This is a genomic window from Streptomyces sp. NPDC058534, assembly GCF_042717365.1.
Taxonomy (GTDB): Bacteria; Actinomycetota; Actinomycetes; order Streptomycetales; family Streptomycetaceae; genus Streptomyces.
Genome location: NZ_JBHXNW010000027.1, coordinates 1 through 26,518 on the forward strand (window position 1 = coordinate 1; position 26,518 = coordinate 26,518).

At 67.8% G+C, this 26,518-nt stretch carries 17 protein-coding genes and 2 pseudogenes; 15 read left to right on the forward strand and 4 right to left on the reverse strand.

Features of this window, described 5'->3' with window-relative positions; all coding sequences use genetic code 11:
• On the reverse strand, nucleotides 1-3,038 hold a 3,038-nt coding region (locus tag ACFWR9_RS18235; protein WP_383842844.1), incomplete at its 3' end, for an endo-alpha-N-acetylgalactosaminidase family protein.
• Between the two features lie 465 nt (nucleotides 3,039-3,503).
• Nucleotides 3,504-4,550, reverse strand: a complete 1,047-nt coding sequence (locus ACFWR9_RS18240; protein WP_383842847.1) for a LacI family DNA-binding transcriptional regulator — start codon at nucleotides 4,548-4,550, stop codon at nucleotides 3,504-3,506.
• Between the two features lie 231 nt (nucleotides 4,551-4,781).
• On the opposite strand from ACFWR9_RS18240, the gene ACFWR9_RS18245 reads away from it, so the two are divergent.
• The 6 genes from ACFWR9_RS18245 (at nucleotide 4,782) to ACFWR9_RS18270 (ending at nucleotide 12,639) form a co-directional block, all read left to right on the forward strand.
• Nucleotides 4,782-6,083 carry an ABC transporter substrate-binding protein gene (locus tag ACFWR9_RS18245; protein ID WP_383842850.1) on the forward strand — a complete coding sequence of 434 codons (1,302 nt, stop codon included), beginning with the start codon at nucleotides 4,782-4,784 and terminating at the stop codon, nucleotides 6,081-6,083.
• Between the two features lie 113 nt (nucleotides 6,084-6,196).
• Nucleotides 6,197-7,168 (forward strand): carbohydrate ABC transporter permease, encoded by a 972-nt coding sequence (locus tag ACFWR9_RS18250; RefSeq protein ID WP_383842853.1) that lies wholly within the window; start codon nucleotides 6,197-6,199, stop codon nucleotides 7,166-7,168.
• Nucleotides 7,165-8,040, forward strand: a complete 876-nt coding sequence (locus tag ACFWR9_RS18255) for a carbohydrate ABC transporter permease (protein ID WP_383842856.1) — start codon at nucleotides 7,165-7,167, stop codon at nucleotides 8,038-8,040. The genes ACFWR9_RS18250 and ACFWR9_RS18255 overlap by 4 nt, the downstream gene beginning before the upstream one ends.
• 14 nt (nucleotides 8,041-8,054) lie before the next feature.
• Nucleotides 8,055-9,860, forward strand: a complete 1,806-nt coding sequence (locus tag ACFWR9_RS18260) for a glycoside hydrolase family 35 protein (RefSeq protein WP_383843065.1) — start codon at nucleotides 8,055-8,057, stop codon at nucleotides 9,858-9,860.
• A gap of 293 nt (nucleotides 9,861-10,153) precedes the next feature.
• Nucleotides 10,154-11,599 (forward strand): Gfo/Idh/MocA family protein, encoded by a 1,446-nt coding sequence (locus ACFWR9_RS18265; RefSeq protein ID WP_383842859.1) that lies wholly within the window; start codon nucleotides 10,154-10,156, stop codon nucleotides 11,597-11,599.
• A 167-nt stretch (nucleotides 11,600-11,766) separates the two neighbouring features.
• Nucleotides 11,767-12,639 carry an NEW3 domain-containing protein gene (locus tag ACFWR9_RS18270; RefSeq protein ID WP_383842862.1) on the forward strand — a complete coding sequence of 291 codons (873 nt, stop codon included), beginning with the start codon at nucleotides 11,767-11,769 and terminating at the stop codon, nucleotides 12,637-12,639.
• Nucleotides 12,640-13,051: 412 nt separating this feature from the next.
• On the opposite strand, the gene ACFWR9_RS18275 is transcribed toward ACFWR9_RS18270, so the two are convergent.
• On the reverse strand, nucleotides 13,052-14,125 hold the full coding sequence (locus ACFWR9_RS18275) for an RICIN domain-containing protein (RefSeq protein ID WP_383842865.1): 1,074 nt from the start codon (nucleotides 14,123-14,125) through the stop codon (nucleotides 13,052-13,054).
• A gap of 578 nt (nucleotides 14,126-14,703) precedes the next feature.
• On the opposite strand from ACFWR9_RS18275, the pseudogene ACFWR9_RS18280 reads away from it, so the two are divergent.
• Nucleotides 14,704-15,658: pseudogene (locus tag ACFWR9_RS18280) on the forward strand (hypothetical protein); the annotation flags it as partial.
• A 33-nt stretch (nucleotides 15,659-15,691) separates the two neighbouring features.
• Here the strand turns inward: ACFWR9_RS18280 and ACFWR9_RS18285 are convergent.
• A protein-coding gene (locus ACFWR9_RS18285) for an IS3 family transposase (RefSeq protein ID WP_383842868.1) occupies nucleotides 15,692-16,872 on the reverse strand; the annotation gives its coding sequence in 2 pieces (ribosomal slippage) (nucleotides 15,692-16,585 and nucleotides 16,588-16,872; 1,179 coding nt in all).
• Nucleotides 16,873-16,975: 103 nt separating this feature from the next.
• On the opposite strand from ACFWR9_RS18285, the pseudogene ACFWR9_RS18290 reads away from it, so the two are divergent.
• The 8 genes and pseudogenes from ACFWR9_RS18290 to ACFWR9_RS18325 form a co-directional block, all read left to right on the forward strand.
• Nucleotides 16,976-17,830 (forward strand): annotated as a pseudogene (locus tag ACFWR9_RS18290) (discoidin domain-containing protein); the annotation flags it as partial.
• 561 nt (nucleotides 17,831-18,391) lie between these two features.
• The gene (locus tag ACFWR9_RS18295) at nucleotides 18,392-19,342 is read left to right on the forward strand and encodes an SIS domain-containing protein (RefSeq protein ID WP_383842871.1); all 951 of its coding nucleotides are present in this window, start codon (nucleotides 18,392-18,394) and stop codon (nucleotides 19,340-19,342) included.
• Complete coding sequence (locus tag ACFWR9_RS18300) at nucleotides 19,335-20,315, forward strand: ROK family protein (RefSeq protein ID WP_383842874.1); 981 nt, start codon at nucleotides 19,335-19,337, stop codon at nucleotides 20,313-20,315. The genes ACFWR9_RS18295 and ACFWR9_RS18300 overlap by 8 nt, the downstream gene beginning before the upstream one ends.
• On the forward strand, nucleotides 20,312-21,244 hold the full coding sequence (locus ACFWR9_RS18305) for a 1-phosphofructokinase family hexose kinase (protein ID WP_383842876.1): 933 nt from the start codon (nucleotides 20,312-20,314) through the stop codon (nucleotides 21,242-21,244). Before ACFWR9_RS18300 ends, ACFWR9_RS18305 begins: the two co-directional genes overlap by 4 nt.
• A complete protein-coding gene (locus tag ACFWR9_RS18310) occupies nucleotides 21,225-22,061 on the forward strand; it encodes a ketose-bisphosphate aldolase (protein WP_383842879.1) in 837 nt (278 codons plus the stop codon). The genes ACFWR9_RS18305 and ACFWR9_RS18310 overlap by 20 nt, the downstream gene beginning before the upstream one ends.
• 930 nt (nucleotides 22,062-22,991) lie before the next feature.
• Nucleotides 22,992-23,888, forward strand: coding sequence for an ABC transporter permease (locus ACFWR9_RS18315; protein WP_383843068.1), 897 nt, complete (start codon nucleotides 22,992-22,994; stop codon nucleotides 23,886-23,888).
• The gene (locus tag ACFWR9_RS18320) at nucleotides 23,885-24,814 is read left to right on the forward strand and encodes a carbohydrate ABC transporter permease (RefSeq protein WP_383842882.1); all 930 of its coding nucleotides are present in this window, start codon (nucleotides 23,885-23,887) and stop codon (nucleotides 24,812-24,814) included. Before ACFWR9_RS18315 ends, ACFWR9_RS18320 begins: the two co-directional genes overlap by 4 nt.
• A 30-nt stretch (nucleotides 24,815-24,844) precedes the next feature.
• Nucleotides 24,845-26,500, forward strand: a complete 1,656-nt coding sequence (locus ACFWR9_RS18325; protein WP_383842884.1) for a hypothetical protein — start codon at nucleotides 24,845-24,847, stop codon at nucleotides 26,498-26,500.
• The last annotated feature ends 18 nt before the right edge of the window (nucleotides 26,501-26,518 follow it).

Below are 26,518 nucleotides of genomic sequence, written 5' to 3' on the forward strand. Positions count from 1 at the left end.
CCGACGGCGGCGGGGCGGGGGCCGCCGGCCTCGTCTCCCCAGCCGCCCCCCTCGCCCGCCGCGCGGCCCCCCCCCCGCTCGCTGAAGTGCCCTGGGGTGCGCTGCTGCGGCAGCGCGGTTTTGCGGGTCGTCACGCCCGCGGGCTTGCCGCCCGCGACCGTGTCGTATCCGGTCGCCCATTCGTAGGCGCCCGCGTGGCTGTTCTGGTAGTCGAACTCCACCCGGTACGCATGGCCCGCCTTGAACGGCACGGTCGAGGGCACGGTGCGGTAGACGGTGCCGGTGTTCTCTTCGTGGGACTTGAGGGACTCCTTGCCGCCCAGCACGTCGTCGATCGTCTTGCCGTTCCAGCCGGCCTGGGTGTACGGCGCGTTCTTCTGCGCGATGTGCGTGCGCGGGTCGTTGGTGCCGCCCGCGTCGCCCTTGACGAACGGGCCCCAGCCCTGGTCGACGTCCTCGAAGTCGTCGTAGGCGAGGGCGCCCTTCTTGACGGCGGGTGCGTTCTTCACGATGCGCACGTCGTCGACGCCGACCTCGGCCGCGCTGTCGCCGGCCGCCGCGATCCGCAGCGTGGCCTTGCCGTTCGCGGGTGCCGTGAAGTTGACCTTGGCCCGCTGGTAGTAGGTGTCGGAGCGTTCGTCGCCGGCGACCTGGTTCTTGGCGGTCGACCGCTCCACGGTCACCGACTTGCCGCCGATACTCAGCGTGGTGTGCCGCGACTTGCCCGGTTCGACCTCAAGATACGCCGAGGCGGTGTAGCGCTTGCCCGGCGTCAGGCCCTTGATGCGCTGGGTGACTTCGGCCGCCTTCCCGCCACCGAGCTTCGCCCCGCGGTGTCCGCGGCTGTTGCGCTCGCTGGTGACCGGTCCCTTCTTCTTCCAGGCGTCGAGCCCGATGTCGTTGAAGCCGGGGTCCTTCACCATGCTGCCCTCGCCCCAGGCCGGGTCGGCCTGGCGGGGGGCCTTCTCCGGGTAGAGGACGTAGGCCTGGCCGGGTGCGGCCTTGAGCTTGACCGTGCCGTCGTTCGCCTTGACCACGGTCTCCTTGACCCGGCCGTTGTCGGTGAGTCGGTAGACGGTGAACTCGTCCTCGTCGGCGAAGGACTTGGGCAGCTGCCAGGTGCTGGTGCCGCCCTGCTTGGACCAGTGGTAGAGCTTGTCGTGCCGCTTGCTGTTCTGGGACGCCCACGGCAGGAGGTAGGAGTCGCCGTCGATCACCTTGGCGTCGCCGAGGTGCACCTCGCGCTTGCCGTCCGTCACCGTGCCGCGGACGCCGCCGGTGAAGGTGATCTCGTCCTTCTCCCAGTCGGTGATCTTGTAGTGCTGGAGGAACTTGGTCGGCAGGTTCCGTTCCCAGACGTTGTTGGAGAACTTGTTGTAGTCGGTCTCGCCGGTCCAGCCCTCGAACTCCTCCAGAGCGGTCTGACCGAGGATCGGGTCGTCGTTCCAGACGTCCTTCTCGCCGTTGCGGATGAACCGAATGATCTGCGAGTTGAGGCCCTTGTTGGTCTTGGGGCCGTAGTCCAGGTCGTTGGCCCAGTGTGACCAGAGCGAGGCGCGCTCGAACTTGTCGGCCCACTCCGTGGCCATGTCCCAGCCCTGGTTCTTCAGTATGGTGAGCGTCCGGTCGGGGATCCAGCCGCTCGTGTAGTACACGTCGATGTAGATGAGGGACAGGTTGCGGTCGGTCTCGTTCCGCAGCTGCTGGAAGCGTTTGGCCAGGTCGCCGCTGTTGATGTCGCGGCGCTGGTCGATGTAGTACGACTGGTTGAGCCAGTTCCAGCCCGGCCTGGTCTTGTCGACGAGTTCCTCGCTGAAGGCGTGCGCCTCGGGATAGGCCTCGGTGGCGTTGACGTGCACACCGAAGGTCGACCCCCACTTCTTGCCCGCCCGCAGAAGCTTGTTGAGGTCCTCGCGTCCGCCCGCCCGCTTGTTGATGTTGCCGCCGTAGTCGGGGTGCGCGGAGTCGTGGCCCTCGGAGGCGAACCCCTTGAGGATGCTCAGCTGACCGAGCCCGTCCGTCGACAGCGAGATCCGCTTGACGTCGTCGAGGGTGCGCAGGAACGGATGGGTGGCCTGGCTGGCGAAGTTGTACGGGATGTGGGTGATGACCCGGTCCGGGGTCTTCTCCGCACCCTTGGTCTTCGTGCCGATCTCGCGGAACGCGACGGCGCCGTCCTGCCAGTCGACGCTCCGGTCACCGTTGGCGTCCGGGGTCACGATGACCTTCGCCCAGGGGAGTTCCTTCTCCGGGGCGGGTGCTCCCTCGCCGCGGTGGGTCCACTGCCCACTCCACAGGCCGACCCGGACGGTGCCGTCGGCGGCCTTGCGGGCCTGGTGCCAGAAGCGGGCGCCGGCGTTGTTGGTCGCGCCCGAGGGCTTGTCCTCGGTGGCGTTGGACTCGATGGCCGCGGCGAGCTCGCCCGTGTTGACGATCGCGTAACTGGCGCCGACCGGCTTGTCCTCCGCAGCGGTCTCACGCGTGACCTTCGCGAACTTGTCGGCGGTCGTCGTGGAGTCGGGACTGAGGCGGGTGAAGGCGGTGGCGGCGTCGGGCTGGGTGCTGTCCACCGACACCAGGTCGTGCCCGGGGACGTCGATCGTGCCCACACGGAAGGCCTCGGTGTCGCGCACCGCGTCGATCCGGAAAGTGGTCACCCGCCCGCGGACCGACAGGCTGGCGTCGAGCTCCACGCCGGGCAGGTCCGCGAACGTGAGGCTGTAGCGGGCTCTGCCGTGGTCCAGCCGCATCTTCGCCTTGACCGCGTATGCCTTGCCGTTGAGTGTCACCGAGGTGACGGGAGCGGTGCTCCCTCCGAGCCGGGCACCCGTGCCGCGGTCGGTGTAGCTCAGCACGCGCGGGAAGTCCTCCGCGACGCGGACGGACAGATCGTGGGACTGGATCACTGCTGCGTCGCCGTCGGCGGCCGTGGTAGCGGTATCAGCCACTGCAGGGACCACACCGCCTGCGAGAGTGAGTGCGAGCGTGGCACCGATCGCACCGCTTATGAGGCGGCGCCTGCCTGAGGGTCTGGACATGGGGCTCCCTACGTCGACGGAAGCGAACGGGGAATGTCTAGCAGCTAGCCGGAAGCTTCGGCAACGGTTTCCATCAAATTCAAACACGTTGGTGAGCTAGTACAAACAGAAAGCGACACACCACTGTGCCGCGGCAGGCGCGCGAGCCCGCGCCGGGCTCCCGGCGAGCTCTACTATCCTGTTCGCGTTCTGATTGAAGCTGCAAGATCCAGCGATCTTCTAACCATATCTTGTCACACACGAACCCGCTGTCGCAGCATTATCGGGCCAAGAGTGCCGTTATCCCGTACTGCGGGCTCGCCCGCGTCGCTGTCGGCGCTCGCGGCGAGCACCTCGGTGACACGGGGGCGCACCTGGCACCGCGTGGGTGACTCGGTTTCTGTGCACCAGCGCTGCCCCCGGCTGTTTGATAGCGATAACCCCTGACCTCCGGCTGAGCGCCGCTGCACCCTTGTGGAGCCAGTGTCAGGCGTCGGCACGCAGGGTGCTTCGGCCCGCCGGTGCGGTGCTTGCGCGTACGACGAGCCGGGGCTCCACTGACGCGGGTTTCGGTACCGCTCCAGGTGCCGAGATCTGCCGCAGCAGGTGGGCCACGGCCAGCGTCCCCATGTCGTTGAAGGGCTGAGCGACGGTGGTCAGCGACGGCGAGCAGTACTCGGCGAGCTCGATGTCGTCGACGCCGACCACGGAAATGTCCTCGGGGACTCGTCGGCCCAGCTCGTGCAGTGCTCTGATCACGCCGAAGGCCATTTCGTCGCTGGCCACGAAGACCGCGGTCACCTCCGGGATGCGGGCCAGCACGAGACCGTTGCGGTAGCCGGAGGCCGGGGACCAGTCGCCCTCCAGCGGTGGCGGCACGGTCCGCCCCGCGGCTTGCAGGGCTTCCCTCCATCCCTCACGCCGGCTCGCCGCTTCCAGCCACTCCCCCGGCCCTGCGATGTGCCAGACGGTGTCGTGGCCGAGTTCCAGAAGGTGCCGGGTGGCAAGCTGTGCCGTCATGGCCTGGTCCACGGCCACCACTTCGGTGGCGTCGGTACGCGAACCGTCGATGGTGATGGTGGGGATGGAACGGGTGAACTGCTCCATCCGTTCGCTGGTGTGGATGAGCGGCACCGACAGGATGATTCCCTCCACGCCTTGATCGGCCAGTTGCGCCAGCGCGGTCTCGATACCGGACGTGTCCAGTGACGTGGCAGTGGCAGTGCTGACGGCGTAACCGGCGCCATGAGCCGCGCTCTCGATGCCCGAGGTGACTGCGGCGCGCGAGTAGAAGCTGCTCCGCAGGGTCACGACGCCGATGGTCCGGCTGCGGCCGGAGGAGAGCATGCGTGCGGCGTTGTTGCGGCGGTATCCCAGTTGGTCGACGGCGGCCATGACCTTGGCGCGCGTCGCCGCCTGGACGTTGGGATGTCCCGCGAGCACGCGGGACACCGTCTGCGCGGACACCCCGGCAACCCGTGCCACATCCGTCATGCCGGGCGGCCGCTCGGCGCCGGCGCTCCCCTTGCCCATCGGGCCTCCTCCTCAGCGATCCCGGAAATGGTATCGCCATCACGTCCCGGACCGAGCAGTTCTTCCCTGGAGGTCGTAGGCCGGTGGTCGGACTCTTGGCATCGATAACATTCTCTGCCATAGTTTCGCCCACCGGCGCACCCCGACTCCCCCGAGCGGGCGGCGCATCTCGAACGTGCGGTCCTGCGGAGGCGCCACCTCCGCCCACTGCCGCTGCATCCAGGAGGAGCCGTGAAGCACTCTTTCGTCCGCATTGCCGGGGCAGTAGGGGCCCTCACCCTCTCTGCCGCCGCCACCGGATGCTCGGGTTCCGACTCGGGCTCGGACTCGACTGCCGGGTCCGGCAAGGCGTCGATCACGTTCTGGGGGTGGGCCCCGGGTTACGCGGACGCGGTCGCGGCGTTCAACAAGAGCCACCCCGACATCAAGGTGACCTACCAGGCAGTGCAGCCGGGCGCCAAGGGCGGCTACCAGAAGATGCTGAACGCCGTGCAGTCCGGAAACGCGCCCTGTCTGGCGCAGGTCGGCTATGAGACGCTGCCCAGCTTCGCCGCACAGGGCGCCCTGCAGGACGTGTCCGAGCACGCCGACGCCGACAAGCAGGACTACCAGGAGGCCGCCTGGAAGTCGGTCTCGCTGGGCGAGCAGGTCTACGGTGCGCCCGTCGACACCGGCCCGATGGCGCTCTTCTACAACAAGAAGGTCTTCGACTCGCTCGGTCTGAAGCCGCCCACCACCTGGGCCGAGTACGAGGCCGCGGCGAAGAAGATCCACGCCTCCGACCCCAAGCGGTACATCTCCTCGCCCTACATGGACTACGACTACGCCGGGCTGGCCTGGCAGGCCGGCGCCCAGTGGTTCGGCACCGAGGGTGACGCCTGGAAGGTGAGCATGGCCTCCGCCGGCAACAAGAAGGTCGCCGACTACTGGCAGAAGCTCGCGGACGACGGCCTGATCAGCGGTGCCCCGATGTACGACCAGGCCTGGTACACGGGTCTTGGCAACGGTGACATCGCGACCGTCGTCGGCGCCGTGTGGCAGGCGGGTGTCATCAAGGGCGGCGTGAAGAGCGGTTCCGGCCAGTGGGCCGTTGCCCCGATGCCTCAGTGGTCCGCCGGTGAGAACAAGGTCGGCAACGCGGGCGGTTCCGCCACCGCGGTACTGAAGGGGTGCGAGGACGGCAAGGCCGCCTGGGAGTTCGCCCACTGGATGAGCACCGACCGCGACGCGTTCGGCACGCTGGTCGAGAAGGCCTCTCTGTATCCGGCCGCGAAGTCCCTGCTCGACCTGCCGCAGCTGAAGGCCGACCCGTACTTCGGCGGCCAGAACATCTTCGACGTGTTCGCCGACGCGTCCCCGAACGTCGGCACCGAGTGGACTTGGGGACCGCTGATGACGAAGACGACAGCCGACCTCAACGACGGCCTGGGCAAGGCGTGGACGGGCAAGGGCACCATCGCCGAGGCGCTGAACACCGCACAGTCGCAGACCGAGGCGGAGATGAAGAAGCAGGGGCTGCAGGTCGCACCGTAGGCGCACGCCGGGGCCGGGGCGTCACGCCCGGCCCCGGAGCTCACGCCCCCGCAGCTTCCGTCGCCGCGGTCCGGCATGGTCGACCGGGCGACCCACAGTGAGGAACCGAGCTTGTGATCAACGTAGCCGCTCCGGCGAAGGCCCGCGGCCGCCGCTCCACCGGCACACCCCCGCCTCCCACCATCCGGCCGAAGGGGTTCTGGGACCGTGCGCGTCGGCTCAAGCCTCTGTTTTTCTGCGCGCCCTTCGTCGTCCTGTTCGCAGCCATGTACATCGCGCCGATCGTCTACGCGGCGTTCAGCAGTCTGTACACCGTGAAAAGGTCGGGCCTGGGTCTCACGGCGCCGACGAAGGTGTTCGACCCCCTGGAGAACTATGGGCGCGCCGTCCAGGACAGCGCCTTCATGGGTTCGCTGGGCCGCGTCGCACTGTTCGGTCTGGTCCAGGTCCCCGTCATGCTGGGCCTCGCCCTGGCTCTGGCCCTCCTGATCGATTCCAAATCCGCGCGCGGCAAGAGTTTCTTCCGGCTCTCGAGCTTCATCCCGTACGCCGTCCCCGGCGTGAGTGCGGCGCTCGTCTGGTCGTTCATGTACTCGTCGGAGTCCAGCCCGATCAACCGGCTGCTGGAACCCGTCGGCGTCACCGTTCCCTTCTTCGACGAGGACCTGGTGCTGTGGTCGGTGGCCAACATCGTCACCTGGAGCTGGGCCGGCTACAACATGCTCATCATCTACGCGGCCCTCCAGACGATCCCCGCCGAGGTCCTGGAAGCCGCTCGGGTGGACGGCGCGTCCGCCTTCCGGATCGCCTGGAACATCAAGATTCCAGCCGTACGCGGAGCGCTGGTGCTCACCGCGGTGTTCTCCATCATCGGGTCCGCGCAGCTGTTCAACGAGCCGGCAGTGCTGCAGCCGGTTTCCGGCGGATCGATATCGTCGACCTTCACTCCCATCATGTCGGCGCAGAGCGCTGTCGCCGCCGGCAACTATCCCTACGCGGCCGCCCAGTCCGTCCTCCTCGCGGTCCTGGTGGGCGTCGTGTCGTTCGTGTTCTTCAAGCTGACCGATCGCGGAGGCCGGGCATGAGCATCCCCATCGGGAGAAGCGCCCTGATCACATCGCGCCGGGAGACCAACCCGGCAAGCCGCGGGGCGGTCCTCGCCGTGCTCGGCCTGTCGGCGTTCTACTTCCTCTTCCCGCTGTGGTGGCTGCTCGTGTCGGCCACCAAGCCGTTCGGCGAGCAGTTCAGCGGCAGCGGCCTGTGGTTCGACGGGTTCGGCCTGTTCGACAACATCGCCCGGCTCAGCAGCCAGGACGGCGGCATCTTCTGGCGCTGGATGCTCAACAGCGTCCTGTACTGCGGCGTCGGCGCGCTGATCGGCACGCTCCTGTCCGCGCTCACCGGGTACGCCCTGGCCAAGTACGACTTCCCCGGGCGCGGCGCGCTGTTCGGGCTGGTGCTCGCGGCCGTGCTGGTGCCCAAGGTGCTGTTCACGCTGCCGCTGTACCTGATGTTCTCCGATGTCCACCTCATCGACAACCCGCTGGCCGTGCTGCTGCCCAGCGTGGTGAGTCCGTTCGGGGTCTACCTCTCGCGTGTCTTCGCCGCGCAGGCCGTGCCCGACGAGGTGCTGGAGGCCGGCCGGCTCGACGGTGCAGGTGAACTGCGCCTGTTCTGGAGGGTGGGGATGCGGATGATGCTGCCCGCCCTGGTGACCATCTTCCTGTTCCAGTTCGTGGAGATCTGGAACAATTACCTGCTCCCGGCGATGGTGCTCGGCGACGACCGTTTGCAGCCGGTGACCGTGGGCCTGGTCGGCTGGAACGCCAGCCATGTGGCCGTGCCGCCACCGCTGGTCGTCATCGGGTCGCTGGTGTCCATCGTCCCTCTTCTGATCGCCTTCCTCGCGCTCCAGCGGTTCTGGCGCGCAGGCATGACCGCAGGAGCCATCAAGTGAGCCCTACTCCCGACGTGACGCCCGCCCCGGCCGGCGGCACGACGGCCGCACTGACCCACTCCGACGGCGCCTTCCTGCGGGAGGGCCGCCCGCATCGCATCCTGGCCGGCTCCCTGCACTACTTCCGCGTGCACCCCGATCAGTGGGCAGACCGTCTGGAGCGGGTGGCCGCCCTCGGGCTCAACACAGTCGACACCTACGTCGCCTGGAACTTCCACGAGCGCACGCCCGGCGCCGTCCGGTTCGACGGCGGGCGGGACCTGGAGCGGTTCGTCCGCCTCGCCCAGGAGACCGGTCTCGACGTCGTCGTCCGTCCGGGGCCGTACATCTGCGCCGAATGGGACAACGGAGGGCTGCCGGCCTGGCTGACCGGAACTCCGGGCATGCGCCTGCGTACCAGCTACCGGCCCTTCCTCGACGCTGTCGCCAACTGGTTCGACGAACTCATCCCTCGCATCGCCGCGCTGCAGGCCGGGCGAGGCGGGCCCGTCGTCGCCGTGCAGATCGAGAACGAATACGGCAGCTACGGCGACGACCACGCCTACGTGCAGTGGATACGCGACGCCCTGGTCGACCGGGGCATCACCGAGCTGCTGTACACGGCCGACGGCCCCACACCGCTCATGCTGGACGGCGGCACCCTCCCCGGCGAACTGACGGCGGCCACGTTCGGCTCGAAGCCCGCGGGCGCCCTGGAGCTGCTGCGTTCCAGGCGCCCCGAGGAACCGTTTCTCTGCGCCGAGTTCTGGAACGGCTGGTTCGACCACTGGGGCGAGAAGCACCACGTACGGCCGTCATCGAGCGCCACAGCAACGCTGAAGGGCATTCTCAACGTGGGCGGCTCCGTGAGCCTGTACATGGCTCACGGAGGGACCAACTTCGGTCTGTGGGCCGGCGCCAATCACGACGGCTCGACGATCCAGCCCACCGTCACCAGTTACGACTCGGACGCGCCCATCGCCGAACACGGTGCGGTGACGCCGAAGTTCCTCACCATGCGCGAGGAACTCGCCGCGGTGAGCGGCCGCCCGCTGCCGCCCGTGCCGGCCGACCCGCCCCTGTTGAAGCCCCGGACCCTCGACGTGTCCCGGTCGGCGGCGCTGCTGGAGGCCCTCACCGCGGTATCCGAGCCGCTGCGCGCGTCGGTGCCGCTGAGTTTCGAGGAGCTCGGCCAGGGCTCCGGACTGGTGCTGTACACGGCCCATCCGCTGCTGCCGCCGGGCCCCCAGCAGGTGACCGTCAACGGGCTGCACGACCGGGCACAGGTGTTCGTCGACGGCGCGCCGACGGCCGTTCTGGACCAGGTGACGTCATCGTTCACCGTCAACGGCGCGGGCAGTCGAGTGCGGCTGCAGCTGTTGGTGGAGAACCAGGGCCGCATCAACTACGGTCGGCTGCTCGGACAGGGCAAGGGCATCCTCGGCGGCGTGCAGGTGGAGCGTCGGCTCGTTCACGACTGGACGATGCACCGAGTGCCCCTGGACGAGTGGGCACCGCCGGATCTTCACAGGGCCGTATCGGCGGCCTCCCCCGCCGGCACCGCGGGATTCGCCACCGCCCGGCTGACCGTCTCCGCGCCCGCCGACACCTTCCTCGCCCTGCCCGGGTTCGGCAAGGGCTTCGTCTGGGTCAACGGGACGCTTCTGGGCCGCTACTGGAAGATCGGCCCCCAGACCACCCTCTACGTCCCCGCACCGTTGCTGCGCGCCGGAGACAACGTGATCACCGTCCTGGAGCTCGAGCACATCGGTGACGGCCTCCATCTGTGTGACCGGCCCGACCTCGGGCCGACCGAGAAATACATCGAGACGTTCGACTGAGGATGGCAGGCCCCGGTGCTCACCGGGGCCTGTCTCACTTTCCCAGCTCGTCCCTCCGCTGCGTCTTCCAGCTCCCCGAAGGCGGTTTCGGTCCTCGTCATGCAAGGCAAGGCACCGCGACGGTCACCGTACCCGTCTGGCCACTTCGCGACGCCACGCAGAATCCCTCACCAACATTGCTCGCTTCTGATCGCAGAAACCCCTCAGTGAACAACTATTGACACGGGATTGGAGTGGCGCCAGAGTCATTTCCGCTGTATCCAGCCGGTCACTCACAAGGAGAGTCGCAGTCCATGCCTGAGATCCCTGAAGTGTCCCGCCGTTCCCTCATGGGCGGAGCCCTGGTCACCGGTGCGGCCCTGGCGGGCCTGGGCGCCGCCCCCGCCTCCGCCTCCCCGGCGGCCCCGTTACAAGTGCCGGAGGGCGACCCCGGGCCGAGCCGCCGCCCCGGGCAGAAGTCGATGATCAACGTCGCCTACCCCTCCCACCGGACCGTCCGCGTCGGTGTCATCGGCCTCGGCAACCGCGGATCGGGCATGACCTCCGGCTGGGCCGCCGTCCCCGGCTGCACCGTCACCGCGGTCTGCGACATTCGCGCCGACCGGGCCAAGCGCACCGCCGATCGACTGGTCGCCGGTGGTGAACCGCGGCCCGCCGAGTACGGAGGCTCCGCCGACGCCTTCGAGCGGATGCTGCGCCGAGAGGACATCGACCTCGTCTACATCGCCACTCCGTGGGAGTTCCACTACGAGCAGGCCAGAGCCTCGCTGCTGGCCGGCAAGCACGTCATAGTCGAACTGCCCATCGCGACCGAGCTGAAGGAACTGTGGGAGCTCGTCGACACCTCCGAGCGCACCCGCAGGCACCTCATGCTCGCGGAGAACTGCAGCTACGGCCGGAACGAGCTGGCGATGCTCAAGATGGCCCACGAGGGGATGTTCGGCGACATCACCAACGGGCACGGCGGATACCTGCACGACCTGCGCGCCCTGTTGTTCTCCGACACCTACTACACCGACACGTGGCGGCGGAAGTGGCACACCCGCAGCACCGCGTCCTTCTACCCCATGCACGGTCTCGCCCCGATCGCGGCCGCCATGGACATCCACCGCGGGGACCGGATGACCACCTTGCGGGCCACCGCCACGGAACCCAAGGGACTCGCGGACTACCGGGAACGCTTCGTCGACAAGTCCCACCCGTCATGGAAAGAGACCTACATCAAGGGCGACCAGGTCACCTGCCTCATCGACACGGACAAGGGCCGTGTGATCCGCGCCGAACACGACGTCAGTTCCCCCCGGCCGTACAGCCGGATCAACACCATCGCCGGCAGCCGCGGCATCTTCGAGGACTACGCCAGCACCTCCTCCACCGGCGCGCGCGTCTACGTCGAACCCGACCACAGCGGCCACGCCTGGGCCGACTTCGCCTCCTACAGCAAGGAATTCGACCACTGGCTCTGGACGAAGATCGGTGACGACGCGGCCAACAACGGCGGCCACGGCGGCGCGGACTACGTCATGCAGTGGCGCACCGTGCAGCTCATGCGCGCCGGACTCGTTCCGGACATCGACGTGTACGACTCCGCCGCGTGGTGTTCACCCATCCCCCTGAGCGTCAAGTCCCTCAAGGCGGACGGCCGCCCGGTCGCCATTCCGGACTTCACCCGCGGCTCCTGGGTCAACCTCCGCACCGGCCTGGACTCGCGCCCCTCGGAGATGCCGCCGGTCGGCTGACCGGCGCCGTCACCCCACCCGCCGTCCGACAGGAGAGGAACACAGTGCGATCGGCAGGCATGCACAGACTGTTCAGACCCATGGCCGCGGCCCCGCCCGCAGCGGTCCCGCTCGTCACCGACCAAGCTCAGGCTGCTCCCCAGGGTGAGCCGGCAGCCGGGACCGAGGTGACCATTTCCGAGGTCGACCTCGACGGGCCGGCGATATCCGAGGTGAAGGTCACCGTCAAGAACATCGGTCCCGACCGGATGCGTGCCTTGAAGGTCACCTTCCACGGTCCCGTCGGCTGGCACGTCCAGCCCTCCGTCAGGCGCATCGACCGATCGCTCGCCAAGGGTGCCTCTGTCACCGCGGTCTTCAGCATTCAAGTGCCCGGGAAGCGGCCCGGTTTCAGTGTGCGGACCTTTACGGCCACCGCCAGCTACCGGGGTGGGGACGGCGCTGGAACGGCCACCGCCACCCGCGTCCAGCGGTCGGGCGACCCCGTGGCCAACTTGCCCGCCGCCTACAACAACGTCGCCATCACGAGCGAGAGCAACACCGCTCCCGGCAACTACGACGGTGAGGGCAACAGCTTCTCCGCCCAGAAGTTGGCCGCGGCCGGCCTCACCCCCGGCGCCGGGGTCAAGGCACTCGGAGCCGAGCTGAAGTGGCCCGCCGCTCCGGTGGGCACGAAGGACAACGTGTCGGCCGGCGGCCAGGCCATCGCGATGACCGGCTCCGGCAGCAGACTCGTCTTCCTCGGCTCCGGTGTGACCAGCTCCGCCACCGGGAAGGCCACCGTGTTCTACACCGACGGGACGAGCTCCACGGGTACCTTCGGCTTCCCCAACTGGTCCTTCGACCCCGCCAACGCCCACGGCGCGACCCTGGTGGCCTCGACGGACGGTCGCAACCGGCCCAGCGGCTACGGCAATTCGGGCATCGCCTACCGGGTGTTCGCCAACTCCATCCCGCTGGAGCCGTCGAAGAAGATCGAATGCGTGGTTCTGCCGGCCAACGGCAACATCCACGTCTTCGACATGGCTATCGCGCCCTGAAACAAAGCCCGCCCCCACGCAGGTGAGCCCGGTGGACCGTCATCCGCCGGGCCCGCCTGCCCCTCGTAACCCCATCAGTCGCAGCGGGGCGTCGCGGGCGAGCGGCTGCGTGACGCGTCCAGGCCTGAAGCCTGCGCCATGGGAACCGCCCGCCGGGGAGCGGGCAGAGCCGGAGCGGTTGGTGAGGCGGTGCAAGGGCACCCAGGGCCCCGCTCTCCGGGCCCGGCTGATCCTGGCGTGCGATGCGGTGGGCGCGGCCACGGGTCTCTCCGCCACGGGTGGCGGCGGGTCATGCCGACCGCGGCCGCGGCTTCACCGCCAGCGGATGTCCGCCGGGAGCCGGGCGCCGCTGTGGCGGGCCGACCGAAGCCCGCGTCCCATGACACAGGGCTTCGGCCGCCTTGGCGCTTCGTCATGGTGTGGTAGGAATAGTCCACTTCTGATGTGAGCCACCATTGCAGTCCCACAGGGCGAGCTTGGCGCCATTGGCCGCGTTTCCTCCGGGGATGTCGAGACAACGGCCGGATGCGGGGTTGCGCAGGGCGCCGTTCTCGTAGCGCCACTGCTGGTTGGCGCCGCCGGTGCAGGTCCACATGATCGCCGGGGTGCCGTTGGCAGTGGCGCCGCCCTTGAGGTCGAGGCACAGGCCCTGGCCCATCAAGTGGAGGGCGCCGTCCTTGCCAAGCACCCAGGCCTGGTTGGCGCCGCCGGTGGGACTGTAGAGGATGGCCGGGTCGCCGCTGACGTTCCGCGAGCCGTCGACTACCTTGCCGCCCAGGCCCGTGATCGGGCCGCGCAGGGAGTTGCCGATGCCGTTGGTCTGGACGGTGCCGTCGGCGACCTGGTCCACCCGGGTGTAGGAGGAGCAGGTCGAGCTCGTGCGCGTCGACGTGACGCTCGCGGTGACGGCTCCGTCGTTCGCCACCGGCAGGCCGAACCGAGCCTGTGAGTAGGGCTGGTCGTTGCAGGACGCCTTCGGGTTGTTCCACTCGAAGTACTCGGTCCAGTCGACCATGCCGTGGGGCGAGACCTGCGTCGATCCGGCGCGAATGCTGCCGAGCTTGAACGAGGCGCCGGTGGTCTCGTTGGTGACGGTGACGCCGAACCAGCGGTCGCCCTCGTGCGCCACCCGGGTGCGGAAGGTGTGCCCTTCCTCCCAGTCGGTCTTCAGTCGGCAGCTCTTGCCCACACCCTCGCCGCCGAAGTCGATGCAGTAGCTACCGCTGGAGCCGGGCTTCGCCTCGGTCGCGTCCCAGAGCGAGAACAGGAAGGTACGGGTCTGTCCGGGGCCGTTGGACTGCATTCCGGTGTACGCACCGCTGCCGGCGGTGAAGCCGAACTGGTGGCTCCAGAAGATGTTGGAGGCGGGCCCCGCATCCTTGGTGACGGTGGTGCGGAAGGTGACGCTGTTCAGTCCTCCCGTACCGGAGGGGAAGCCGTAGTTGGTGTACGAGCCTGGGGTCTCGGAGGCCGCAGCAGTGTCCACCGTGACCAAGGTCGTCCCGAACGAAGCAGCAAGGACCAAGGCGCCGACCAGTGCGCCGCCGCGCGTCGGCCGGGTGGATCGGACAGGGAACGGTGCCTTCATCGTCAGGAACCTTTCGGAAGGTGGGAAAGGGCGCGGAGTGGAGGCCGCAGATGCGAGCCTCCTGGCGGACTTGACGGCATAGCAGCGCGATCGCCCGGTATACGTCCTGATCTGCGACGACGACGGCGAAGTGGTCAGCGTGTGAACCGGGTTCGCCGCCCCCACGGCTGGGCGCCCACGTTCCGGCCGGTGGTGTTGGTCGTGCGAGGGCTGCGCAATCGTGCAACACGGCGACACTGGACGACAAGTGTTGCGCGTGAACGATTATTTTCTGGCAATTACAATCACCCTCTGATCATTTTCATGACGTCCCGCAGCGGACCGAAGGGTCGCTGAGCCTCTTGACTCCACGTACAACAGTGGAATCCTTGTCGCACCGACCGTGCCGGTCGTGACAACTCTGGCCTCCCTGGCCGCGAGCCGAGCCCGGGCGGCTCGGCCAGTCGAGCCGTCTCGCCGACCGAGGGACGTGGCCCGTGACCACCGCCCGCCGCCCGTATCGCCGACGCATCAGCGTCACCGCCATCGCCCTGCCCTTCCATTTCCTGGCCACCGCCCTCGCACCGACGCCGAGTTCCGCGGCGGACGGCGACTGGTGGACGCCGACCGCGCGACCGTCACCGGACTCCGCAATCAACGTCACCGGCGAGCCCTTCACCGGCACGAACGCCGAAGGCGAGGTGCGCGGCTTCGTCGACGCCCACAACCACCTGATGTCCAACGAGGCGTTCGGCGGGCGTCTGATCTGCGGCAAGACGTCCTCCGACACGTGATCGCGGATGCGGTGAAGGACTGCCCGGAGCACTACCCCGGCGGCTCGCTCGCCCTCTTCGACGTCATCACCAAGGGTGGTGACGGCAAGCACGACCCGGTGGGCTGGCCCACCTTCAAGAAGGACCACAGTTGTGACGAGATGACGTCGATCCGCCTCCTGGCCAAACTGACCTACAACCTCCAGGCCTACGTCGACGAGATGTACGGCGGTACGGGCAAGGGTTGGTTCCGGATCGTCACCGACGGCGAACAGGCCCGTACTGTCATCGAGCAGGGCAAGCTGGCGGTGCCCCTGGGCGTCGAGACCTCGGAGCCGCTGCAAGCAGATCCTGGACATCCCGCAGTGCGGCGAGGAGGACATCGACAAAGGGCTGGACGAGCTGTACGCGCTGGGCGTGCGCAGCATGTTCCTGTGAGCGGTGCGCCGGCCCCCAGCGCGACAACCCCGTCGGCCTGGCCGCGGCACCCGGGGCGGAGAAGAGACCCCCCGCCCGAGTGGAGAACCCCTCGTACGTCAGCGACGCGCAGTGCAACGCCCGCGTGCTCACCGACCTGGGTGAGCACGCCGTGCGCGGCATGATGCAACGCGGGATGATGCTCGAGATCGACCACATGAGCGTCAATACCACCGGCCGGATGCTCGACATCTTCGAGGCGAGGGACTGCTGCATGATCGGGTGACAGCGGGGTCTATGCAGCCAGGGCTGCGGGTGGGGTCATGATGGCTTCGTACGCGACGGGGGTCAATCGGGCCAGGCGTTTCTGGCGCCGGCGGCGGTGGTAGGTGCGCTCGATCCAGGTGACGATCGCGATCCGCAGTTCCTGGCGGGTGGCCCAGGCGCGGCGGTCGAGGACGTTCTTCTGCAGCAGCGCGAAGAAGCTCTCCATGGCTGCGTTGTCGCCTGCGGCACCCACTCTGCCCATCGATCCGATCACGCTGTGACGTGCGAGGACTGCGACGAACTTCCGTGAGCGGAACTGCGACCCGCGGTCGGAATGCACGATGCAGCCGACGACCTGGCCGCGGCGGGCGACGGCGGATTCAAGGGCTCTCACCGCGAGGCTGGACTGCATCCGGGCGTCGATGGAATAGCCCACGATGCGTCCGGAGTACACGTCCTTGACCGCGCACAGATACAACTTGCCCTCGCCGGTGGCGTGCTCGGTGATGTCTGTCAGCCACAGCCGGTTCGGCCCGTCGGCGGTGAAGTCGCGCCGCACCCGGTCATCGTGGACCGGAGGGCCGGCCTTGGCGTTCTTGCCCCGGCCTCTGCCCCTGCCGAACGCGCTCCACCAGCCGTTGTCCCGGCAGATCCGCCAGGCGGTCCGCCCTGCCATCGGCTCACCGGCCGCATGGGCCTCGTCGAGGAGGAAGCGGTGGCCGAACTCGGGGTCGTCGCGGTGAGCGTCGAACAGGGCGTTGGCCCGGTATGCCTCGGCGAGTTCGGTGTCGGTGACCGGCCGGCCCAGCCACCGGTAGTAGGGCTGGCGGGCCAGCCCGAGCACCCGGCACGTCACCGCCACCGGCACCCGGAATGGGGCAGCGGCGGCGGCCGGCTCGCGGACGAGCGGGTACATCATTTTGACGGCGGGTTCGCCTGCGACAGATACGCCGCAGCCCTCCGAAGCACCTCGTTCTCCTGCTCCAGCAGCCGGATCCGCTTCCGGGCCTCACGCAGCTCGGCCGACTCACCCGATGCCGTTGCGGGCCTGGAGCCCTCGCCGGTTTCGGCGCGGCGCAGCCACTTCGACAGCGTGATCGGGTGGACGCCGAAGTCGGCGGCGATCTGTTCCAGCGTGACGCCGGGCTCACGGTCGCGCGCGACCCGCACGACGTCCTCGCGGAACTCCTTCGGATACGGCTTGGGCACTGCGACATCCTTCCAGGCCGCCTCTCAGCAAGCCAGGTCAGGTGCCACCCAACCCTGCAGCAGTCTCAGCAGTTCAGATGTCACCCGATCGTGCGGCAGACCCGAGTCCTACCCCGGCGTCCTGTCCTCGCACAGCTGGATGGACCTGAACTGGACCGGACGCGTCTACGGGCTCGGCGGTTTCATCGCCCATTGCATGAACGGCTCCGAGGCGTTCAGCGTGGCGGAGCGTACGGACGCGCTGCGTGACGCTACGGCGTGGGCTACGGCTACGGCACGGACATGAACGGGGTCGGCGGCTGGCCCGGCCCGCGGCGCGGACACCCCGGACCCGGTCACCTACCCGTTCCGCAGCGTCGACGGCGGCACCGTCATCGACCAGCAGACGACCGGCGAGCACACCTGGGATCTGAACACCGACGGAGCCGCGCACTACGCCCTCGTGCCCGACCGGATCGAGGACATCCGGCTCGTCGGCGGGCAGGACGTGGTCGACGACCTCTTCCACGGGGCCGAGTCCTACCTCGACACCTGGGGTGCCTCCGAGCGGCACCGGACCGTCGTGAATTTCGCCAAGGGCGCTCCGGCCACGTCCAGTTCGACGGAAGGGAACCCGTACACGAGCTGCGAGCCAGGCCGGGCCTCGGACGGCACCCGAGGAACACGCTGGGCCAGCGGCTGGAGCGACGACCATTGGCTGCGCGTCGACCTCGGCACCACCCACCGGATCGGACGCGTCACCCTCGACCGGGAACGCGCGTACGGGAAGTCGTACCGGGTCGACCTGTCCACCGACGGCACACACTGGCGCACCGCCTGGTCCACGACCGCCGGCGACGGCGGCCTGGACACCGCGAGGTTCGCGGCCGTCCCCGCCCGATACATCCGCCTCCAGTTCCTGGATCGGGGCACGGACTGGGGCTACTCACTGCACGAGGTGGGCGTCCACACCCATTGACCTCGGCGGGGGTGTGGCAGCTCACCTCCACGGCCTGGCACAGCGTGACGCCCAGCTACCACAGGTGGGCCTCCGGGCCGGAACGGCGGCCCAGGACGCGCTCCGTCGATCGTCCGCAGCGTGTGCGCATCGCGCGGGCGGCGTCCGCGATGATGAACGCGTCCCTGTCGGATGCCCCGTCGGGCGCCCGAACTGCCGCTTCACCAGGCCGCATTGGCTCATGACCGCAAACGTGCCAGTCGCCGGTGTCACTGCGACGGAATCCGAACCCGAGGTGCGCACCGGTCGAGAGGTCGCCCGCTGCATGCAAGTAGTTGCTTCAACGGCATCCGGATTTCAAAAGGCTACGAACATTGCCAGGCGGAACCTGCATTGCCGCGAGCGTGCGGACCTGCAGGAGGTGGCAGAGCGACAGGGGGAGTGACGACCACGCTCTGATCACATATGCTTAAAACGTAATCTAACGAGCAACTTGTTTCATCACGTGCTGGTCCCACCGCCGAAGCGTTGTCGCCCTGTCCGCCCCCGCTGCCTTCCAGCCCATCCGCAGGAGTTCACTGCATGACTGCGCCGAACGCGTTCCGTACATCGATGGAGATCGTCTCACAACCCGCTGTCTGGAAGCGGGCTGGTGAGTCGCTTCCTGCCCACTCCCAGGTCTTGCCCCGCAGAGGGGAGCGGGTCGCCGTGATCGGCTGCGGCACCTCCTGGTTCATGGCCCTCGCCTACGCCGAGCTTCGGGAGCGCGGTGGCCACGGAGAGACAGATGCTTTCGCTGCCTCCGCGTTCCCGTTCGGACGAGCCTACGACAGAGTCCTGGGCATATCCCGGTCCGGCACCACGACCGAGGTCCTGGATGCGCTCGCCCGCGTCAAGGGCGTCACGCCGACGAGTGCGATCACCGCGGACCCCGCCACACCGATCATTCGGGCAGCCGACTCCGTTGCGGTGCTCGATTTCGCTGACGAGGAGTCGGTGGTCCAGACGCGCTTCGCCACGACCGTTCTCGCCCTGCTGCGTGCGCATCTGGAGTCCGAGGGTGTGCTGCCCGAGGGTGTGCGCTCACTCGCCCAGGCCGTCCAGGACGCCGAAGCGGCCGTGTCCATGCCGTTGGACGCCGACGTGTGCGATGCGGAGCAGTTCACCTTCCTGGGGACAGGCTGGACCTACGGCCTTGCCCTGGAGGCAGCACTGAAGATGCGCGAAGCCGCCGGGTCGTGGACCGAGGCATATCCGGCCATGGAGTACCGCCACGGACCGATCAGCATCACCGGGCCGGGCCGTGTCGCATGGGTGCTCGGCTCCGTGCCGCAGGGCCTGGCGGATGACGTCGCCCGCGTCGGCGGCACGCTCGTCGCCCGGTCAGCAGGTGTTGCCGGGCAGATCGACCCGCTGGCCGATCTGATCCGGGCACAGCGGCTGGCGGTGCTCTGTGCCGAGTCACGCGGCTACAACCCCGACCGCCCCCGTAACCTCACACGCTCCGTGGTCCTTGAGGACAGCCATGCATGACGGCGGTGAGCGGCGTGAGTGCGTGATCGCACTGGACGTCGGGGGCACCAGTATGAAGGGGGCGTTGCTCGACCGCGAGATGAAGCCCCTTGGCAGACTGCGGCGGGCGACGCCTGGCCGGCAAGGACCCAGGGCTGTAGTGGCGGAGATCAGCGCCGCGGTGTGTGCCCTCGCCGAGCAGGCGGCTTCCCGGGGGATGACCGTGCGGCGTGCAGGGGTTGTCGTTCCCGGCATTGTCGACGAGGTGGCAGAGCGCGCGGTCTATTCGGCCAACATCGGCTGGAGCAATCTTCCTCTCGGCGCGATGCTCGAGGAGACGACGGGACTACCGGTCACGCTTGGCCAAGATGTGCGAGCGGGCGGGGCAGCCGAATGCAGCCTGGGAGCGGCCGGCGAGGCCAGGGACGTCCTTTTCATGCCGATCGACACCGGCATTTCGGCCGCTGTCTTCTGTGACGGGCGGCCTGTGCGAGGCCTTGGCTACGCCGGTGAACTCGGGCATGTGGTCATCGACCCGGATGGCGAACTCTGCGCCTGCGGTGCCAGGGGGTGTCTGGAGACTCTGGCGTCAGCCGCGGCGATCGCCGCGGCTTACTCCATACGCTCCGGGCGCATGGTCGACGGCGCCGCCGACGTAGCCGCGCTGCTGGCCGACGGCGACCCCGACGCCCTGGCGATATGGGACCGCGCGGTGGAGGCGCTGGCTGCGGCGCTGGCAATCTTCACGACGCTCTTTGCCCCCGAGCTCATCGTGCTCGGCGGTGGTCTGGCCCAAGCGGACGGTCTGCTTCTGAACCCTCTGCGTGTGCGCCTGGCCGAACGGCTCACCTTCCAACGGCTTCCCGAACTGGTCCGCGGCAAACTGGGAGACGAGGCCGGGTGCCTGGGGGCGGGACTCATTGCCTGGCGGACAGCGGGCAGCGCAGCTGTTCCTTCTCCGGCGGCGCAGGCACAGAGGACTCAATCGCTGTGATCCTCACCGTCACCCTCAACGCGGCCCTCGATGTCACGTACATCGTCGATGCCTTGGTACCGCACAGCTCGCACCGTGTCACTGCCGCCTTCGAACGTGCCGGTGGCAAGGGCATCAACGTCGCTCGCGTACTGACGACGCTGGGGCGTCCGGCCATGGTGACCGGATTCGCCGGTGGCCCGAACGGCAGACTGATCCGCGACGAGCTGCACGCAGCGCGGCTGCAGGACGAGCTTGTTCCGCTGAAGGCCGACTCGCGCCGCACTGTCACCGTCGTTTCCCGGGCGGACGGCGATGCCACCGTGTTCAACCAGTCGGGCCCGCACATCGAGATGTCGGAATGGACCGACTTCGTCGCGCGCTTCACTCGTTTGGTCCGTGACGCTCGGGTGGTTGTGCTGTCGGGCAGCCTGCCGCCCGGCCTGTCGTCCGACACGTACGCACAGCTCATCCGCCTGGCTGCCGAGGCGGGAGCCGCAACGATCCTCGACACCAGCGGAGATGCCCTGTTCAAAGGCCTCAGCGCCGGGCCGAGCGTGGTCAAACCCAACGCAGCCGAAATCGCCCAGGTCACGAGAAACACGGAACCCGCTGACGCCGCGGCCGAGCTGCGTGGCCTCGGCGCGCACACCGTCGTCATGTCGTACGGTCCGGACGGCCTGCACGCCATCGCCCCGCAGGGAAGCTGGCGCGCCGCTCCGCCCGAGCGGCTCACCGGCAATCCGACCGGAGCCGGTGACGCGTGCGTGGCCGCACTCGCCGCCGGGCTGGCCTCGGGTGAGACATGGCCGACCGTACTGCGCGAGGCCGTCGCCCTTTCCGCGGCAGCGGTCCCCTGCCCGGTGGCCGGAGACTTCGACGCCGGCCTCTACGACCAGTTCCGAACGACCGTTTCCGTGGAGAGTACTCATGCCCCTGACACCCACTGAAGAGATCATCAATTCGGCCTACCGCGAGGGCGTGGGCGTGGGTGCGTTCAACGTCGTGCAACTCGAGCACGCCGAGGCCATTGTCTCCGGCGCCGTGAAGGCACAGTTGCCGGTGATCCTTCAGATCAGTGAGAACACCACGCGCTACCACGGGTCGCTGGTGCCGATCGGGTTGGCTTCCCTTGCTCTGGCGCGCATGGCCGACGTTCCCGTGGCCGTGCACCTCGACCACGCGGAATCGGTCGGTCTCGTGCATGAGGCCGTCGAAATCGGTTTCACATCGGTGATGTTCGACGCAGCCAAGCTGCCCTACGACGGCAACGTGGAAGCCACACGAGACGTCACGGCCCACTGCCACGTCTCGAATGTCTGGGTGGAGGCAGAACTGGGCGAGGTCGGCGGCAAGGACGGGGCCCACGCACCTGGCGTCCGCACCGACCCGGTCGAGGCCCGGGCGTTCGTCGAGGCGACGGACGTCGATGCCCTGGCCGTCGCGGTCGGCAGCTCGCACGCCATGCTCAGCCGTGACGCAGTCCTCGACTTCGCACTCATCACGCGGCTCCGTGAAGCTGTGAGCGTCCCCCTTGTTCTCCATGGTTCGTCCGGGGTCGCCGACTCGGATCTCCGCAAGGCCGTCGCAGCGGGAATGACGAAGGTGAACGTGTCAACGCACCTGAACAACACCTTCACCCAGGCAGTTCGTGGTTGCCTCTACCAGCAGCCCGAAACAGTCGATCCCCGTAGGTACATCGGCCCGGCGCGCGATCTCGTGGCCTCGGAAGTCGCGCGGCTCCTTGGGGTACTCGCAGGCAACTGAGACCGCCACCAGGCTGTTTCGGCCGGCCGATACTCGCCGGCCTGAAACACCTCCAGACGCGACGGCCGTACTGCAGGCCGAACACTTCCGTGATGGTCTCGGTCCGCCGAAGTATCTGCCTACGGGCATCAGCCGAACCTGCGAATCAGACGCGCGCCGCGAACGGGCACACCTCCCTCTCGCCTGCGGTTCCTGGGACCGTCACGATGCCCGATATCGCTCATTATGCGTAATATAGAACGCAAACAATCATTCACGATCGCTGGCAGGTGCTGTCGTTGACAGCGCTATCCGCTACTTCTCCGGGTGAGCGACTGGCTTGCGTCGCTGCCGCACGGGTCTGGCTGTCGGCGTCACGCCGCTCGAATGCTCGCCACCCGCCGCCGCCCAGAGTATCGGCACGCGCTCCCCCGGCACCTGGACCTACCGATCTCTCGTGTCCGCCCTGGACGGCCTCAGGGAGGCCACCTGGCCCAGGGCCTCCACACAGGAGCCTGAGTTCAACTCGAACGTGGCAGCGGTGGGCCGTTCCCCGCACCGACCAGCACCGACCAGCACCGACCAGCACCGAGTAGGCACGCGACGAAGGCCCGAGCAAAGTTACCGGAAGTCTTTGCGCGCACATGCGTAAATCAAAGTGCTAACGAACAAGTCTTGTCACTGGTGGGACGGCTGTTGCAAGATTCGGCCAACGCGTTGGTGCTGCACGGCCTCCCAGCTGTGGGTCCTGACGCCCGTCCCTGCCCAAGAGGCCGGCGACCGTTTCAGTTCGCCATTCGACGCAGGAGGTGAGGGTGTCGGCTGCTGGGTCTACTTCGTCCCGCCAGGACACGCCTACCGTCCAACATCCGCCCCACAGTCGGCAGGAGCCCGTCGAGCGGTAAGGCCGGAGTACGCGACAAAGGGCGAAAGCCGTCCAGCCGACGGCCGCTGCGGGAACGGCTCCGACGGGACCGCGTGCTGCTGCTCCTGTGTGTACCCGGGATCCTGTATTTCGCGGTGTTCTTCTACCTGCCCCTGGCAGGCAACAGCATCGCCTTTCAGGACTACCAGCCGTACCTGGGCTTCAAGGAAAGCCCGTTCGTCGGCTGGAGCAACTTCACGGCTCTTCTGGAGGAACCGGAGTTCTGGACGGCGGTCTGGAACACCCTGGAGATCAGCGCCGTCCAGCTGTTCCTCTACTTCCCCGTGCCCATCGCCCTCGCGCTGTTCCTCAACTCGCTGATCAGCACCAGGACCCGACGGTTCATGCAGACCGTGGTCTACCTGCCGCACTTCCTGTCCTGGGTCGTCGTCGTCGGCATGTTCCAGCAGGTCTTCGGCGGCGCAGGCACCGTCAGCAGCTTTCTGAACGACCACGGTGTCCCCGTCGGCAACATCATGACCAACCCGGACACGTTCATCCTGCTGATCACCTCCCAGAGCGTCTGGAAGGACGCCGGCTGGGGCGCGATCATCTTCCTGGCCGCCATGGCCTCCATCGACAACTCGCTGTACGAGTCGGCGGCCATGGACGGCGCCGGCTGGCTGCGCCGCATGTGGCACATCACCCTGCCCGGCATCCGGCCAGTGATGATCATGCTGCTGATTCTGCGTCTCGGCGACATCCTGTCGGTCGGCTTCGAGCAGATTCTCCTCCAGCGCGACGCGGTGGGCACGGACGCGGCGGAAGTGCTCGACACCTACGTCTACTACCACGGAGTCGTCGACGGGGACTGGGGCATGTCAACCGCCGCCGGGCTGATGAAGGGCGTCATCGGCTTCGTCCTGATCGTCCTCGCCAACAAGCTCGCCCACCGCCTCGGGGAGCAGGGGGTCTACCGATGAGCACACCGACTGCGTCCAAGCCACTGCGCCGGGGAAGCAAGTCCTCCGAACGGCCCGTCTGGATGGAGCGGCCCAGCTGGGCGGGACAGGGAATCAAGTTCCTGGTCATCGTGGCAATGATCGTTGCCGTCGGATACCCCTTCCTCCTCGCCATCGGCACCAGCCTGGCCACCAAGGCGGAACTCGCCGCCAACGGCGGCTACGTCCTGTTCCCCGAGCAGCCGACCCTGGAGGCCTATCGCGTGGTCCTCTCCGGCGGGGTCATCACGCGTGCTGCCCTGGTGAGCGTGGTCGTGACCGTCGTCGGCACCGCGCTGAGCCTGCTCTGCACGGTCTGCCTGGCATACGGACTGTCCCGGCCAGGCACCTTCGCCGGCAAGCCGCTCCTGCTGGTCGTCGTAGGCACGTTCCTTTTCACGCCCGGCATCATTCCCAGCTACCTGGTCGTACAGGAGCTGGGAATGCTCGACACCTACGGGGCACTGATCGCCCCGATCACGCTCAACGCCTTCAACGTCATCGTGGTGCGGGCGTTCTTCCAGAGCGTGCCCGACGAGCTGCACGAAGCAGCTCGCCTCGACGGCGCCGGTGATGTCACGGTCCTGTGCCGGATCGTGCTGCCACTGTCGAAGGCCGTGATCGCCGTGGTCGGCATGTTCTACGCCGTCGCGTACTGGAACAACTTCTTCAACGCGATGCTCTACATCAACGACCCGGACAAACTGCCGCTCCAGGTCGTGCTGCGCTCGTATGTGCTCCAGGGCGACACCTTCAACGCCAAGGCGATGGGCGTGAGTGTCCTGCCGGCCAGCGCATCGATGTCGATGGCCGTGCTCATCCTCGCCGTGCTGCCGATCATCGCCGTCTACCCCTTCCTCCAGAAGTACTTCGTCAAGGGTGTACTGACCGGCGCCGTCAAAGCCTGACCTCTCACGCTTTACATACAAAGGAGCGTCATGTCCCCCACGAACGTCAACCGCCGCGGATTCATGGGCATCGCCGGTGCAGCCGGCCTCGGCCTCGCCGGTGCCGGCTCGCTCACCGCCTGTACGACCGGTTCCTCCGCGAAGGGCGGTGGAGCGGAAGCGTCGGCCAAGGCCAAGCTGCCGACGTACGTGCCGGCCAACGTCCCCGCCCCGGATCTCCCGGGCAGTGCCCAGGGCCTCGATCCGGCATACCCGCGCTACCCCAAGGACCTGGCGCGCAGCGTCAGCAAGAAGCCCGGCGACGGCAAGCCGGTCACCCTGCTGACCGAGACCTTCACCACCGCGGCACCGGCCACGGACCGCAACGCGTACTGGCAGGAGGTGAACCGGCGTCTCGGCTCCGACCTGGAGATGACGATCGTCAACGGCCTCGGGGCCGAGGACGTCTACCGTGCGAAGTTCAATGCCACCATCGCCGGCGGCGACCTGCCGGACCTCATGTGGTTCCCGCCGAACCAGGGCCTCAAGAACGTCCCGGCGCTGCTGGAGGCGAAGTTCCACGACCTCACCTCGTATCTGTCGGGTGACGCGGTCAAGAAGTACCCGAACCTGGCGAACATCCCGGAATTCGCCTGGAAGACCGCCGTCTTCAACGGGAAGATCTGGGGAATCGCCGTCCCCTACGGCCGCCAGGGCCAGGTCTATGTGGCCAACGAGGACTTCTGGAAGCCGGTCGGCGGCGTGCAGTTCGACGACGCCCAGGACTTCTTCGACAAGGCAAAGGAACTCCTCGACGTCCGGCGCAAGAAGTACGTCCTGGAACCGGCCTATGTGAACCACATCGGCCAGTTCGCGCTGTGGCACGGGGCGCCCAACGGCTGGCGCATGGACGGCGGCAAGCTGACCCACCTCTTCGAGACGGACGAGTACTTCGCCGGCATCGAGTTCGCCCTCAAGTGCCAGCAGGCGAAGCTGTTCTGGCCCGACCCGAACCTGTCCACCACACTGGAGAAGATGGACGGCGGCACCCTGGGTCTGCACGTCCAGTCCTTCCCCGGCTTCCTCAACGACAGCGTCATGTACGACTGGCCCGCCAAGATCGTCGTCCCCTTCGCCGCAGAGAAGGGCATGGCACCCTCCTACAGCTACGGCTACGGCTCCGTGGGCTTCACCGGTATCAGCAAGAACGTCGGCAAGGACCGCGTCGAAACTATTCTCCGGATCCTCGACTACCTCAGCGCTCCCTTCGGCACCGAGGAGCGACTGCTCCTCGACAACGGCCTGGAAGGCACCCACCACACCCGGTCCAAGGACGGCGACGTAGTACTGAACCGGAAGGGCAACGCCGAGGTGCTCACCACCAAGCAGCCCCTCACCTTGGCCGCCAATGGCCCGCAGACCCTTTACCTTCCCGGCAAGCCCGACACCACTCGCGCCATCCACGAGTCCGAGGTCGAGCTGATGAAGATCGGCAGGATCAACCCCACCACGGGCTTCTTCTCCGACACCAACGCGTCCAAGGGAGCCTCATCCACCTCTGAGGTGTACGACGGGGTGATCGACATCGTCGCCGGCCGCAAGCCACTGTCGTCGTTCAAGCAGGAAATCCTGCCCAAGTGGCGGCGTACGGCCGGCGATGCGATCCGCCGCGAGTTCGAGCAGGCCATCGAGACGGGCAAGAAGTAGTCCCAGCTCACTGTCGAC